Below are 13,480 nucleotides of genomic sequence, written 5' to 3'. Positions count from 1 at the left end.
GAGTCTGAGGGGGGAGACAGGGCGGACGTCACAGCGCGGTACGGCCTCGCGGTACCGCTGACCGCCGTCGGAAGGCTGCTCGGAGCTGTCACTTTCCTGCGGCAGGCAGGCCCCTTCAGCAGTGACGCCGTCCTCCTGGCGCGCGAGATCGCGGCCCGCACGGCCACTGCCATCGACAACGCGCTGCGATACCGGCGCGAACGGCTCGCCGCCCTCGCCCTCCAGCGCCACCTGCTGCCCGCATGCCTGCCATCGGCCAACTGGTTCCAGCTCGCCTACCGCTACCACCCAGCTGAGGACGACAACCTGGCCGGAGGCGACTGGTACGACGCGGTCGCCCTCCCCGGCGGCAGGATCGGACTGGGCATTGGCGACGTCATGGGCCACGGAGTCGCCGCCGCGGCCATGGGCCGGTACCGAGCCTCGGTACACGCACTGCTGTCCGTGGGCATGCCGCCCGGCCCCTTGCTGACCCGCCTGGACGCGCTGTTCACCAGCAGCGACGGCGAACTCGCCGCGACCTGTGCCTGTGTCGTCTACGACGGCGGCACCGGACGCTGCCGCATCGCCCTGGCCGGGCACCCGCCGGCCCTGCTGCTCCGGCCGGACGGGTCGGTCCGCCGCCTGCCGTGCGATGCGGGCCCGCCCCTGGGAATGGACCTGCGTCACGTGTACCGGGAGCCCGTGTGGCCGAGGCCTCGCCGCATCGCTCAGGCGCCACCGGGTTCGGGGCGGGGGCCGGGGGTGTGGGCGGCGATCAGGTCCGGCAGGCCGGCGAAGGAGTCGAGGACGTGGTCGGGGGTTCCCGAGGCGCTCCGGTGGGTTTCGGGGAGGTACTTGCCTGTCTTCACCAGGACCCCGGTGATGCCGTTGCGTTGGGCGGCCAGGACGTCCGATTCGATGTCGTCGCCGACCATCAGCGCTTCGGAGGCGTCAGCGCCCAGGTGGGTCAGGGCGCTGGCGAAGAACGCGGGCGCGGGCTTGCCCGTCACCTGCGCCTCGGTGCGGGCCGCCTTCTCGAGTCCTTCGAGGAAGGCTCCGGTGTCGAGGTCGAGTCCCCGTTCGGTGCGCCAGTACAGGTTGCGGTGCATGGACAGGAGCCGGGCTCCGCGCTGCAGGTGCCCGAAGACCTGGTTGAGGGCCTCGTAACCGAACTCGGGGCCGGCGCCGCCCAGGACGACCACGTCCGCCTCCTCTCCCTCGCCGACGAGGGTGACACCCGTCAGGTCCTCCCGTACGTCGCCGCTGTTGAGCAGCAGGCAGCGGGCGCCGGGGCAGTGGTCGCGCAGGTAGGCGGCCGTGGCGGCCGGCGCGGTCAGAACGTCGTCGGCGCCGACGGGAAAGCCCAGTTCGGACAGGCGCGCCGCGATGGAGGCGCGGGTCCGGGAAGTGTTGTTGGTGACCAGCGCGAGGTGGAGGCCGGTGGCGCGCAGTCGCTCCATGGCCGCCACCGCCCCGGGCAGGGCCCTCCAGGAGACGGTGAGGACGCCGTCGATGTCGATCAGGACCGCTCGGGTTCGCTCCATGGAGCTGACGGTAGCCCCGCGGCGCCCGGGGCGGGCCTCATTGGCCGCGGGTGTCGATGGGATCGGGTTCCGGATCCCCGGCCGCCCGCCGACCCGTTGCGCGCCCATGCGCGGACCGCGTCTTCTCGCCTGTTCTGGCGGGGTGTTGGGAAATGCTGATGTGCGCTACCGTATAAATCGAAGTATACGGTTGCGTATAGAACTAGAGGCCAAGGCGTGGCACGGCACAACACAGAAGGCGGGGCTGACGATGGAGTCCGGTAAGCGACTGCTGCGCTGGGCGAGCGGCATCATGCTGCTGCTGGGCACAGGTCACCTGGTGTTGCTGACCGTGTTCTCCTGGGCGGACGTCACCGGCTGGGTGGACCGAGGGGTATGGGCAGCCGTCCCGCTGGAACTGGCGGGCGGCAACGGCGCGGACCCGACGGTGGAGTCCCTTCAGAGCCACGTCGCCTTCTGGGCCGGTCCGGGAAGCTTTGCCGTGCCCTTGATCCTCTTGGGCTGCCTGATACGGCATCTGGCGGGACGCGGGGTGGCCGTGCCCGCAGGGATCGGCTGGGGCATCGCGGCGTGGTGTTTCGTCGGCGGCGTCCTGCTGGTGCCGTCTCCGTACTTCGTGGGCATGATCTCCGGCGCCCTCGTCATCCTGGCGGCGCGGAGGGACGCCCGATCGCGGGCGTCCCGCGCCCGCGAGCACGACCCGGCGTGACCCGTCGCCGACCGGGTCCGCCGGACTCGGTGGCGGCCGTGAACGAGTCGGTGGGCTGCGCTCCGCGGGGTCATAGGCGTACGACGACCAAGGCGATGTCGTCGTGGGCGCCGCGGGCCACTTCGAGGCGGGTCAGCAGGGCGTCGGAGAGGTCGTCGGGATCGAGGCGGGCATAGTCGGCCAGAGCCTCGGCCAACCGGTGCAGGCCGGCGTCGATGTCCTCGCCCCGACGTTCGATGAGCCCATCGGTGTAGAGCACGAGGGTGTCGCCGGGAGCGTACGAAAGGGCGGCCTGGGGCCGGGTGGCGTGTTCGGGGCGGGCACCCAGGGGCGGGTCCGTCGCCTGGTCCAGAACCGCGCACGTGCCGTCGGCGTGCAGCAGGAGAGGCGGGGGATGGCCGGCGCTGCTGTAGGTGATCTGGCGGCGGCGGGTGTCGATCACGGCCTTGACGGCGGTGGTGGCCAGAGCCCCTTCGACCGACCGGGCGTACAGGCCGAGGACTTCGAGCGACCTGGCGGGCTCGTGGAGGGCCCGGACGGCAGCGGACAGTGCGCTGCGGAGCATACCCATGACGGTAGCGGCCTCCAGGCCGTGGCCGACGACGTCGCCGACCGCGACAGCGAAACAGTCACCGGGCAGGTCGACCACGTCGTACCAGTCGCCGCACACGTTCAGCGAGCCGACCGCGGGCAGATATCGCACCGCAACGTTCCGGTGCCGCTCCAGGTCGGGCGAGTGCAACATCGCCTCCTGCAGCGTCACGGCGACCTGGCGTTCCCGGGAATGCGCCTGGCGCAGCTCCTCGTTCAGCCGTTGCAGCTCCCGTGCCCGGGCGTACAGCTCGGCTTCCATCGCCTCCCGCCTACCGAGCGCGCCGTGCCGTGACTGTCCAGGGCGGGAGAGGACGAACTCGGTCACGTCCTCCACCCTGTGGATGATCCACGCAACGTCCCCGTCCGGCCCGAACACGGGGGTGTTGATCGGGGACCACCACCGCTCCTCGAACATCCCCGGCTGGGACACAACGGGGATGTCGTACTTCTGCACCGCCATCGTGTCCGGATCCTTCGACCGCATGACCCGGTGCAGCGAGGCCCCCAGGTTCCGTACCCCGTCCGCTTTGGGGTCCCCCGGATTGTCCGGGAAGGCATCGAACAGGTACTGCCCGACCAGCTCCTGCCGGCTCCGCGCGGTCGCCCTCAGGTAGGCGTCATTGACATCGACGATCATCAAGTCGGGATCCAGCACGAGATACGGGCTTGGCGTGGCCGCGAACAACGACTGGTAATCGATCTGAGTCACCACGTGCCTCGTGCCAGTCCTTCCGCTGGTCGCGGGTGTTCCCGCCAACGTAACGAGGTACGCGGCGTCCGTGCCTGTTGGCCTGCGCCATCGGTGTCGCACGGAACGACAGCGGTTGCGGCGGCAGGTGGGGCCTCGGCTGCCGCCTCCGCGGACCCTGAAGGTACCCCGGTGTCACCAATCGATCGCGGGCATCGCGGCATTCGCGAAGTGCCCCTCCGATGCCGTGGCCAGGGGAAGCTCCGTCCAGACGGTCTTGCCGTCCCGGGTGTAGCGGGTGCCCCACCGCTCGGTGAGCTGGGCCACCAGGAGCAGACCGCGCCCGCCTTCATCGGTGGTGCGCGCCCGCCGTAGGTGCGGAGCGGTGCTGCTGCTGTCGGAGACCTCGCAGATCAGGCTGCGGTCGCGGATGAGCCGCAGGGTCAGCGGCGTGCCGCCGCCGTACCGGTAGGCGTTGGTGACCAGTTCGCTGACGACCAGTTCGGCGGTGAAGGCCACCTCTTCCAAGCCCCACCTGGTCAGTGTGGCCTCCGTCAGTTCCCGTGCCCGGGCGGCGGCGGTCGGCTCCGCGGGCAGTTCCCAGGAGGCGACCTGCTCCGGGGCGAGCACGCGGGTGCGGGCGACGAGCAGCGCGACGTCATCTTGCGGGTGCTCGGGCAGCAGGGCGTCCTGCACTGCCGTGCAAGTCTCCTCCAGCGAGCGGCCGGGCAGGGAGAGGGCTTCTCGCAGCCTCTTGAGCCCCTCGTCGAGGTCGTGGCCACGGCCTTCGACGAGGCCGTCCGTGTACAGCGCCAGCAGGCTTCCCTCGGCGAGTTCCAATTCGGCTGCCTCGAACGGGAGTCCGCCCAGGCCCAGCGGTGGGCCCTCGGGAAGGTCGGGCAGGCTCACCGTGCCGTCGGAGGCCACCACGGCGGGGGGCAGGTGGCCCGCGCGGGCCAGGGTGCAGCGCTGGGAGATGGGGTCGTACACCGCGTAGAGGCACGTCGCGCCGACGATCTGCTGGCCCTGCGAGCGTCCGTCAGCAGGCTCCTGCTCGGCTGCCAGGCGGTTGACCAGGTCATCCAGGTGGGAGAGGACCTCGTCCGGTGCGTAGTCGAGGCTGGCCAGCGTGTGCACGGCTGTGCGCAGGCGGCCCATGGTGGCCGCAGCGTGCAGACCGTGGCCGACGACATCACCGACGACGAGGGCGACACGGGCTCCGGAGAGGGGGATGACATCGAACCAGTCGCCGCCGACGCCGGTGGCGGCATCAGCCGGCAAATAGCGGTGCGCGACCTCGACCGCGCTGTGTTCGGGCAGTTCCCGCGGCAGCAGGCTGCGCTGCAATGTCAGTGCAGCCAGATGCTGCTGGGTGTAGCGGCGGGCGTTGTCGATGCAGAGGGCGGCGCGCGCGGCGAACTCCTCCGCGAGCGTGAGGTCGTCCTCCTCGAAAGGTTCGGGCCGCCTGGCCCGCCACAGGCTGAGCAGGCCGAGGAGCAGGCCGCGGGCCGTCAGCGGTACGACGATCAGTGAGTGAGCGCCCAGGCCGAAGGCGCGCTGTGTGCGCTCCGAATCCTGGAAGTACCAGCCGGGGCTGCTCTGAAGCACGGGTTCCAGGATGGGCTGCCGCTCGGCGAGGCACCTGGCCTGCGAGGTGCGGGAGTCGAAGCGGAAGACCTCTCCGGCGGGGTACATCACCTGCAGCGCCTCTGCCATGACCGACTGGACGGCCATCCTGCGGACCAGTCCGCTCGCCTCCACGTCGGTCTCCTCACCGCGGGCCACCGGCTCCAGCAGATCCACCGAGACGGCGTCGGCGAGGACGGGGACGGCGACATCGGCCAGCTCCCAGGTGGTCTGGCCGAGGTCCAGTGTGGTCCCGATGCGGGCGCTCGCCCGGTTGAGCAGGGCAAGCCGCCGCCGGGCCCGGTAGCGGTCGGTGACGTCCTCCACCAATTGGGTGACTCCGAGGATCCCGCCGGCGGGATCCTGCATCCGGAACGCCGACACCGACACCACCCGCTCGTGGCCGGGGTCACTCCTCAGACGACAGGGCTGCTCGGTGAAGATCAGGGGTTCGCCCGTCTCCAGCACCCGCCGCAGCCGGCTCTCGAAGACCTCCAGGTCCGGACCGATCAGGAAGTCGCCGGCGCGTCGGCCCCGGATCTCCGCCGCGCTAAGTTGCGTGAACCGGGCCAGCGCCCGGTTGATCCGCAGGATGCTCAGATCGGGGGCGTGGACGGACAGACCGATCGGGGAGCGCCGGAACATGCCGTCCAAGACCGACCGATCCGTCTCCCACTGGAGTACCTCCTCCGCCGGGGCGACGACGAGGAACCACTCGCGGGCCGAGCCGGCGCGGATGACAGCGCGGGCGCGGAAGCCCAGCTCCACCCGTCGCCCGCTGCGGTGCAGGACGGGCAGGACACCGGACCAGCCCCGGTCGCGCTGGCACGCGGCCGCTGCGTCCAGGACCGCCTCACGATCACGGGAGTCGCACAGAAATTCGACCGCCATGCGGCCCAGCACCTCATCGGGCAGGTAGCCGAGGTGCTCCTGTGCGCGCTCGCTCCAGCCGACGATTCTGCCTTGGTCGTCCAGTACCGCCGAGGCCGAGTTGTGCAGCGCGAACGGGTCCTCAGGCCGCTCGCCCAACCCCGGAGCTGGTGCGTCCATCGCTACCACCCTTCGACCTGCCGAACGGAACGCTCAGCGGGTATTTCCGCAGCGACTACCCAGGGTGATCAGAGACCAAGGGTTGAGGGGTCGGCTCGTGTCCAGTGTCGCCGCGCTGCTGCACGTCGGCAGAGGGCCGTCCGGTGTGTGCCATCTCCTTGATCACGGCGTTACGTCCCAGTCCTCGCCCATCGCGCACTCCCCATGGAAGGGCGCAGTCAGCGCCCCTACCAGCGAGAACGCATACGCCGGGCCGGTATTCGGCCGGTTGGAGGCGCCGGTACGGCCGTGGGCGGGACCGGCATCGATCTCGCTCATTGGCGGCGGGGACGTTGAAACCGCAGCGGCTCCGCCTACTTACGAGGATGAGCCGGGCGGCGCGCAATGTCACGTGGGCAGCGGCGTGAAGGCGTGCCGCGATGAACTTCCGATCAGCCGCGCGGCAGCGTGCCGCATCAGCCGCGCGTTTTTCGGGTGCGGCGGCGCAAGGGGTTGGCCCTGCCCCTGGGGCAGGCGAGTGGGGGGCACCGGCCCCGCCCGGCCGGCGCTGACGTCGGAGCGGACGTCGCAGGGGATGAATGACGGCAAGACGAGATGCAGGCACTGGACCTGTCAGGAAACCAGCCGTCGAATACGGCCGGCCAGTTGCGTGCGATCGATCACTGCTTGAGGCTCGCCGCTTTTCGGGTCGGTAACTATCAGTATCTCGTTCGGAGTGCCCCGCTCGGTCAGACGTTCAAGCGTCACGGTTGCGGGTACCGTGAATACCTCGACGGATTTTTCGTCGCCGATGACGCCGTCAACCAGAATATTGCGCGCGTCGCCCCCAGAAGCTTCTGCAGCTTCAGCAGCCCCACGCAGCCGCTCACGGCTTACAAATCTGAAGTCCGTTGCACTTCTCTTCACGAGGGCAATGTCATGGCGCCGTGCCGCAAGGCCCGCGAGTACGTCGGCGACGCTGGTCTGTGGCGTGACCACGCAGGGTGCGTCGGTGGTGGAGAGCAGTTGCTCGACCGGCAGGCGGGCGACGTCTTTGTAGGCGACCACCATTGCCCTCCCCATCACCTCGGCCCATTCGCGGCGGGTTGCCCGGCAGGGGAGCTGGTGGAAGATCCCGCAGGGTTTTGCACCTGGTCGGCAAGCCCCAAGATCTTCTCGCTCTCCGCCTGGCGCATGATCTGTCCTATCAGTGTGGGCCACGCGACGCCCACGATGAGCGCTTGAAGATAGGCGAACTGAGTGCCGTACGGAAACTGGAAGATCACGGCCAGTGCAGCTCCAAGCAGCATGAATGAGCAGATCTTGGAAGGACTCAAGCGTGTTGTCGCCGGCTCACCCTTGGGGCGGAGGTCCAATTTCTCGAAGCCCGCGCGTATCCGCGTTGCGGTCTGCTCTCCGAGGAATCCGAGAAAGAGTGCACCAAGAAAAGCGCAGCTTCCGACGAAGCCGAAAACAGCCGCCAGGAGCAACTCCCAGTGGAAGTAACCTCCGAGGCTTGACGCTAGCAACATGTTTACTCCAGTGCCGGCATCGATGGATATCGCCGGAAAAGCACCGCAATGCGGATCACCACGCTAAGCCTCCAGTGAAGTCGGCGCACCCGGAGCGGTCCACTCAGGTTGCACTCGCCCGTTCGCCCTCGACAACAGGTCGAGAAATGTCCGCATGGTTACGTTATGGGAGTCCGATGGCCACAGCAGGTGGCGTACCGAGGACAGTGAGCTGGGAGGCTGCCGGAGATGGGCGAACCAACGCGTCGCGCTACGTTCACGCGGAATGAGGCGCTCGACGGGGCGACGGAGGCGCCGACGCAGTCGGGGGACGGCGTGATCGACGTTGCGGTCATCGGCGCCGGAGTGTCCGGGGCGTACGCCGCCTGGCGACTGCTCGGGCCGGAATCCGAAGGCAGCAGCATGCTGGAGGACCTTCGGCGACGTCGCCGCGGTCCCCTCGCAGTCAGCCTGTTCGAGAGCAGCGGGCGCGTCGGAGGCCGCCTCTTCTCGGTAACGCCGCCCGGCATGCCCCATATGCACGCCGAGCTGGGTGGCATGCGCTACCTGAGCAGCCATCCGGTCGTGGCCGACCTCGTGGACCATCTCGGGTTGCCTTCGGTTCCCTTCCCGGTCGACGAGCCGAAGAACCTCGCCTATCTACGCCAACGCCGCTTCACCCTGCCCCAGTTCGCCGATCCGAACGTCGTGCCCTACGATCTGCCCGCCGCGATCCGGGGCAACACGCCGGACGAGGCGCTCCTGTCCGTCATCGAGCGCTTCTTCCCCAACGCCGCCTCCATGGACCACCAGGCGTGGGACAAGGTCAAGGCGACGGCGACGGCCGACGGTCGGAAGCTCTACGACGTCGGGTTCTGGAACCTTCTGCTCGACGCAGTTGGGCAAGAGGGATGGAAATTCCTCGACGACGGCTTCGGCTACGGCGCGGTGGTAGCCAACGTCAACGGCATCGAGGCGATGGAGGCGTCAGTGGCGGACTTCGTCGGCTCCCCGCCGCCGAACTACCTGCTCCTGCGCGACGGTTACCAGACGATGCCCGAGGAGCTCGTCAGACGGTTCGTGGCCGAGGGCGGGAGCGTCCACCTGCACCACCAAGTGCGCCGGATCGACCGGGAGACGGTCGACGGCGAGGAGGTGCTGAGACTCACCCTCTCCGTCTGGCCCGCGGGCCAGACGCTCACGGTCCGGGCGCGCCACGTCATTCTCGCGATGCCTCAGCGCTCGATCGAGCTGCTGGACCCGGACAGCTTCCTCTTCAGCAGCGACCAGTTCCTGTCCGACCTCGGCTCGATCATCCCGCGGCCCGCCTCCAAGCTCTTCCTCGGCTACGACCGGCCGTGGTGGGAGGATCTCGGCCTGCGGGCCGGCCGCTCGGTGACCGACCTGCCGCTGCGCCAGGTCTACTACTGGGGTGTCGAGGGGGACCAGACCGGGGCCGATCCCGCCAACCGCAACGCCCTCCTGCTGGCCTCCTACAACGACATCAGCGACGTGGAGTTCTGGAACGAGCTGCTGCCGCAGCCGAACCGCCTCGCCCCGGTTGCGCAGACCCGGCCACCACGGCCGATGGACGCGGTGGCGCCGGGGGCGCTGGTCGAGGAGGCCCAGCGCCAGCTGCGGGAGCTTCACGGCCCCGACGCCCGCATCCCCGACCCGACGGTGGCCTACTTCCAGGACTGGGTGCAGGACCCCTACGGAGCGGCCTACCACTTCTGGCAGGTGGGGGCGAAGAGCTGGGAGGTCATGCCGCGGATGCGCCACCCGCTTCCCGACGCCAACCTGTACGTCTGCGGTTCCGCGTGGTCGACCGGGCAGGGCTGGGTCTACGGCGCGCTCACCCAGGCCGAGCTGATGCTCGAGGAGCACTTCCGCCTGGCCCGTCCGACCTGGCTGTCACCGAGCGCCTACCTCGGCTCGTAGGCCGCGAAGGCATCACATCGGCCGGCCAGGACCCGGCCGATCGTTGCCCCTTGGACACCCCTTCCCTGGAGCGGAGTCCTGTCAAGACGACGAAGGGCCATGCGCGGGATCGTCCCGGGCACCCGGAGTAATCACACACCTCACCCGTTAACCGTCGTGAGCACCACGGGAACGGACATCAGAGCCCGACCGCTGTGCCGGCTCCCCCCTGTTCTCCCGCGAACGGAGTAGTCCGCCATGCCTCTCGACCTCGCAAACCAATCCCCGATCGGTCCGACTGACGCTTTCTCCGACGTTCCATCCGATCTCGACACGTACCTGAGGGACATCCAGGGCAACATCCTCAAGAGCCATGGCCGCGACCACAGCCAGCACCTGTTCATCCAGTTCACGGAGCCGGCCGAGGCCAGACAGTGGCTCGGCTCCATGGCAGGTCGTGTGACATCGGCTTCGAAGCAGTGGAAGGACTCGCTGTGGCGCCGCAAAATGTTCGCCGAATCGGAGAAGCAGCCCTATCCGGCCGCCTGGCGCGAGGCACAACTCGCCGAGCGGCCGAGTGACATCTTCATCAACGTGCTGCTGTCCAAGAAGGGGTACGACACGCTGGGCACTCCTGCGGGGCAGATTCCGCAGGACACGGCGTTCCTGCGCGGTGCGCAGAACAAGGAGACGACCAGCACACTCGGCGATCCCCCGGTATCGGCACCCGCAGGGCACGACCAGTGGGAGGCCGGGTTCCAGCAGGATCTGCACGCCCTCGTCATCGTCGCGGACGACAGTGCGGCCAAGGTCGCGCGGGAAGCCGACCGGATCAGCGGCGAGGTCGGCAAGAGCGGCGGAAGGATCGCGCACAAGGAGATCGGCTCCGTCCTGCGCTACGGGGAGAACGGCCCGGTCAGGGAGCACTTCGGGTTCGTCGACGGGGTCAGCAATCCGCTGTTCTACGCCGCGGACGTCGAGAAGGTGAAACCCGTGGACGGACAGTTCCGGTACGACCCTTCGGCCCCGCTCGGGCTGGTCCTGGTCAAGGACCCGGGCGGCGACGAGGAGACCGGCTACGGCACGTACTTCGTCTACCGCAAGCTCGAACAGAACATCGCCCAGTTCAACCACGACAGGTTCGTCCTGGCCAACGCGATCGCCCACGCCGACGGCCGTGAAGCGGCCAACGAGTCCGACAAGGACTTGGCCGGGGCGTACATGATGGGGCGTTTCCGCGATGGCGCCCCGGTGGTGGCGTACGCCTCGGAGAGCGGGGTCGGCAAGGAGATCCCGAACAACTTCGACTACAAGCAGGACCCGAACGGCGACAGGTGCCCGTTCCAGGCACACACCCGCAAGACCAACCCGCGGGGCGAAACCGACAGTCCGCTCGAACGGGACGCCCGCATCGTACGGCGCGCCATCAGCTTCGACGTCGCCGGAAAAGTCGGCCTGCTCTTCCTGTGTGCTCAGAGCAACATCCAGAACCAGTTCGAGTTCATGCAGAAGTCCTGGTGCAACGATCCCAAGTTCCTGCGTCCCGAGGTGAGACCGAATCCGGCAGACGTTCTCGACACCGGGCTCGACCCGATCGTCGGGCAGGGTGAGGTGACAGAACAGGAATGGCCGCAGAAGTTCGACAACGCCGAGCGGATCAAGGCCACTCTCAAGCAGTCGGTCACGATGAAGGGCGGCGAGTACTTCTTCATGCCCAGCCTGAGCTTCCTCGAGAAGGCCGGCGCATAGCGCGCTGCACCCTGCGCCGCTGCGGCAGCAGTGGCGGAAGGCGGGCCGGGGCTCCACTCGAGGTTCAGAGTTGAGCCCCACTCGCGTACGGGGCTACTCAGCCGGTCTTTGAGTACGCCCGCTCATGATCCGTGGGCCGGCCGCTCCCTACCGTGACCTGCATGGACACGGACCCGACCCCCATCGACACCACCGACGGCACCCCAACCGCAGGCAACGCGCGGTGGTTCAACGGCTGCGCGATCGCCGTCGCGGTCCTCACCGTCCTCGTCGCTCTGGGCGCTTGGGCACTGGCCGACTTCGAGAAGGGCCTCGACGGCTACGGCCAGCTGGAACAGAAGAGCGGCCCCGCCGGACACGTGGCAGACCCCCTCGGCCCCGGCGCGACCGCCCGGTACGAGGACGGCCTGAAGGTCACCGTCAGCCGACCGCGCCCAGAGTCCGACGGGACCTACAGCCTCACCGTGACCTACGAGAACGACACCGACGAAGAGCTCCGCCCTGGAGGGGAGTCGTTGGACGCCGGCGTGTCGGAATACAGTTCCGCACCGCTCGTCGTCCGCGCGGGCAAGTCGCTCGACCATTACGCCTCCGGGTACAGCCTGACCTGGCTGAACCGGAGGGAGTCCGCCGCCGCCCTCATGCCCCCGCTGGGCACGGACGAGAAGCGCGCCGTTCCGGTCCGCATCAGGCCGAGCGGGAAGGGGATCCCGGTCACCGTGGAAGTCGACCCGCCGGACGCCGGCTTCCGGGAAACGGCGTACTTCCAGCTCACCTTGGACTGACCGGCTACCGCCGCGGCGGGGGGAGGGCGATCCGGACGCTCCAACTGAGCGCTGACGGTACCGACTTATACTCACTATTCGGTCTTGCTAAGTACCGCTAGTCAGCGATACGGTGTACCGGTAATCAACAGCACTGAGTAGCTCAGAGGGAGGTGTTCCATGGCCAAGCTGCTGACGGAGATGCTCAAGGGCACGCTGGAGGGCATCATCCTCGCGTCCCTGTCCGGCCGGCCCGCCTACGGCTACGAGATCACGGCACGGCTGCGGGAGCAGGGTTTCTCCGACATCGCCGAAGGAACCGTCTACGCGCTGCTCATCAGGATGGAGAAGCGCGGTCTCGTCGACGTGGAGAAGGTCCCCTCCGAGAAGGGGCCGCCGCGCAAGGTGCACTCCCTCAACTCTCAGGGGCGGGAGTACCTCGAAGAGTTCTGGGGGACGTGGAGCTTCCTCGCGGAACGACTGGAACAGCTCCGCGAAGGGGGCAAGTGACCATGTCCGATGTCGAAAAGAGCGGCTTCATCTCGAAGGTGATCGGGCCCAAGAAGCGCTGGAGGGCGTACAAGGCGCGCTCGCGTCGGCTTCCCGGGAACTACCGCACGGCGGCTGAAGCGATCGAGCGGTACCTGATGTACTTCGTGCCGACCGACGGCGACAGCAATGCGTCGATGTTCGAAGACCTCGCCGACCTGTTCGAGCAGGCCGCGGTGGACGGAACGCCGATCCGCGAGATCGTCGGGGAGGACCCGGTGGAGTTCGTCGAGGCGTTCGTCCAGAACTACTCGGAGGGGGGCTACGTCCCCGCCCGTGCGCGGAAGCAGCTGACCGACGACATCGAACGAGCCGCCGGCGAAGACACCGGAAAAGAAGGCAGGACCGTCTGAGAGCGGCACGTCACATCGTGCCCGGGGCCGGGCGTCAGTCGAACGCTTACACAAGAAGTTTCTTGATGGGAAAAGGCAAGAGCGGCTTCTCCGAAGCAGGGCTGCGCAGACGGCGCGAGGTACTGGCACGGCACGTGGAGTCCGAACGGATCCCCGGGCTCGTCGCCCTGGTCGGCCGGGGCGGGGAGACACACGTCGGCGCAGCGTCGTCCATCTGTCACACGGCCAGGGGCAGACCGGCGGCTGGGGCTTCGGGATGACGGTGCGCACCTACCGCGGGGACTACGCGCCCATCGGCCAGTTCGGCTGGGACGGCGGAGCCGGCACCTCTACATACGCCGACCCCCACAACCAACTCGTCGGCATCCTGCTCACCCAGACAGGGATGTCCACTCCGGATTCAGCGCGGGCCATCCACGACTTCTGGACCACCCTCTACCAGGCGATCGACGACTGACCTGC

11 protein-coding genes and 2 pseudogenes are annotated in these 13,480 nt (G+C 68.5%); 8 read left to right on the top strand and 5 right to left on the bottom strand.

Translation table 11 applies throughout. The features are described from left to right. Positions 1-378: 378 nt before the first annotated feature. Positions 379-618 (top strand): annotated as a pseudogene (locus OG429_RS41370) (PP2C family protein-serine/threonine phosphatase); the annotation flags it as partial. A 92-nt stretch (positions 619-710) separates the two neighbouring features. Here OG429_RS41370 and OG429_RS03010 read toward each other — a convergent pair. After that, the gene (locus tag OG429_RS03010; RefSeq protein WP_328923694.1) at positions 711-1,526 is read right to left on the bottom strand and encodes a TIGR01458 family HAD-type hydrolase; all 816 of its coding nucleotides are present in this window, start codon (positions 1,524-1,526) and stop codon (positions 711-713) included. Between the two features lie 250 nt (positions 1,527-1,776). Between OG429_RS03010 and OG429_RS03005 the strand changes: the two genes are divergently transcribed. Continuing rightward, on the top strand, positions 1,777-2,235 hold the full coding sequence (locus tag OG429_RS03005) for a DUF6463 family protein (protein WP_328923693.1): 459 nt from the start codon (positions 1,777-1,779) through the stop codon (positions 2,233-2,235). Between the two features lie 70 nt (positions 2,236-2,305). On the opposite strand, the gene OG429_RS03000 is transcribed toward OG429_RS03005, so the two are convergent. The 4 genes from OG429_RS03000 to OG429_RS02985 all read right to left on the bottom strand — a co-directional run bounded on the left by OG429_RS03000 (position 2,306) and on the right by OG429_RS02985 (position 7,704). Next, positions 2,306-3,541, bottom strand: a complete 1,236-nt coding sequence (locus OG429_RS03000) for a PP2C family protein-serine/threonine phosphatase (protein ID WP_328923692.1) — start codon at positions 3,539-3,541, stop codon at positions 2,306-2,308. Between the two features lie 171 nt (positions 3,542-3,712). After that, a complete protein-coding gene (locus OG429_RS02995; RefSeq protein WP_328923691.1) occupies positions 3,713-6,193 on the bottom strand; it encodes a SpoIIE family protein phosphatase in 2,481 nt (826 codons plus the stop codon). A 612-nt stretch (positions 6,194-6,805) separates the two neighbouring features. After that, positions 6,806-7,243: a hypothetical protein gene (locus OG429_RS02990; protein WP_328923690.1), complete on the bottom strand. Its 438-nt coding sequence runs from the start codon at positions 7,241-7,243 to the stop codon at positions 6,806-6,808. A gap of 11 nt (positions 7,244-7,254) precedes the next feature. Continuing rightward, the gene (locus OG429_RS02985) at positions 7,255-7,704 is read right to left on the bottom strand and encodes a hypothetical protein (protein WP_328923689.1); all 450 of its coding nucleotides are present in this window, start codon (positions 7,702-7,704) and stop codon (positions 7,255-7,257) included. A gap of 315 nt (positions 7,705-8,019) precedes the next feature. On the opposite strand from OG429_RS02985, the gene OG429_RS02980 reads away from it, so the two are divergent. The 6 genes and pseudogenes from OG429_RS02980 to OG429_RS02955 form a co-directional block, all read left to right on the top strand. Further along, positions 8,020-9,624, top strand: a complete 1,605-nt coding sequence (locus OG429_RS02980) for a flavin monoamine oxidase family protein (RefSeq protein WP_328923688.1) — start codon at positions 8,020-8,022, stop codon at positions 9,622-9,624. A 237-nt stretch (positions 9,625-9,861) separates the two neighbouring features. Beyond that, positions 9,862-11,352: a Dyp-type peroxidase gene (locus tag OG429_RS02975; RefSeq protein ID WP_328923687.1), complete on the top strand. Its 1,491-nt coding sequence runs from the start codon at positions 9,862-9,864 to the stop codon at positions 11,350-11,352. A 161-nt stretch (positions 11,353-11,513) separates the two neighbouring features. Then, positions 11,514-12,137, top strand: coding sequence for a hypothetical protein (locus OG429_RS02970; RefSeq protein WP_328923686.1), 624 nt, complete (start codon positions 11,514-11,516; stop codon positions 12,135-12,137). A 159-nt stretch (positions 12,138-12,296) separates the two neighbouring features. Then, on the top strand, positions 12,297-12,626 hold the full coding sequence (locus OG429_RS02965; protein WP_328923685.1) for a PadR family transcriptional regulator: 330 nt from the start codon (positions 12,297-12,299) through the stop codon (positions 12,624-12,626). A gap of 2 nt (positions 12,627-12,628) precedes the next feature. Further along, complete coding sequence (locus OG429_RS02960) at positions 12,629-13,018, top strand: DUF1048 domain-containing protein (RefSeq protein ID WP_328923684.1); 390 nt, start codon at positions 12,629-12,631, stop codon at positions 13,016-13,018. A 199-nt stretch (positions 13,019-13,217) separates the two neighbouring features. Next, positions 13,218-13,475, top strand: a pseudogene (locus OG429_RS02955) (serine hydrolase); the annotation flags it as partial. Positions 13,476-13,480 lie beyond the last annotated feature (5 nt).

Origin of the sequence: Streptomyces sp. NBC_00190 (genome assembly GCF_036203305.1) — a bacterium.
GTDB lineage: Bacteria > Actinomycetota > Actinomycetes > Streptomycetales > Streptomycetaceae > Streptomyces.
The sequence above is the reverse complement of the archived record's forward strand: the minus strand, read 5'-3'. Positions and strand labels throughout refer to the sequence as shown.

Excerpts from the sequence above, each read along its gene's own strand:
- OG429_RS03005 (WP_328923693.1), top strand. The coding sequence starts at position 1,777 with ATGGAGTCCGGTAAGCGACTGCTGCGCTGGGCGAGCGGCATCATGCTG.
- OG429_RS02960 (WP_328923684.1), top strand. The coding sequence starts at position 12,629 with ATGTCCGATGTCGAAAAGAGCGGCTTCATCTCGAAGGTGATCGGGCCC.
- OG429_RS03010 (WP_328923694.1), bottom strand. The coding sequence starts at position 1,526 with ATGGAGCGAACCCGAGCGGTCCTGATCGACATCGACGGCGTCCTCACC.
- OG429_RS02975 (WP_328923687.1), top strand. The coding sequence starts at position 9,862 with ATGCCTCTCGACCTCGCAAACCAATCCCCGATCGGTCCGACTGACGCT.
- OG429_RS02965 (WP_328923685.1), top strand. The coding sequence starts at position 12,297 with ATGGCCAAGCTGCTGACGGAGATGCTCAAGGGCACGCTGGAGGGCATC.
- OG429_RS02990 (WP_328923690.1), bottom strand. The coding sequence starts at position 7,243 with ATGGTGGTCGCCTACAAAGACGTCGCCCGCCTGCCGGTCGAGCAACTG.
- OG429_RS02995 (WP_328923691.1), bottom strand. The coding sequence starts at position 6,193 with ATGGACGCACCAGCTCCGGGGTTGGGCGAGCGGCCTGAGGACCCGTTC.
- OG429_RS02970 (WP_328923686.1), top strand. The coding sequence starts at position 11,514 with ATGGACACGGACCCGACCCCCATCGACACCACCGACGGCACCCCAACC.
- OG429_RS02985 (WP_328923689.1), bottom strand. The coding sequence starts at position 7,704 with ATGTTGCTAGCGTCAAGCCTCGGAGGTTACTTCCACTGGGAGTTGCTC.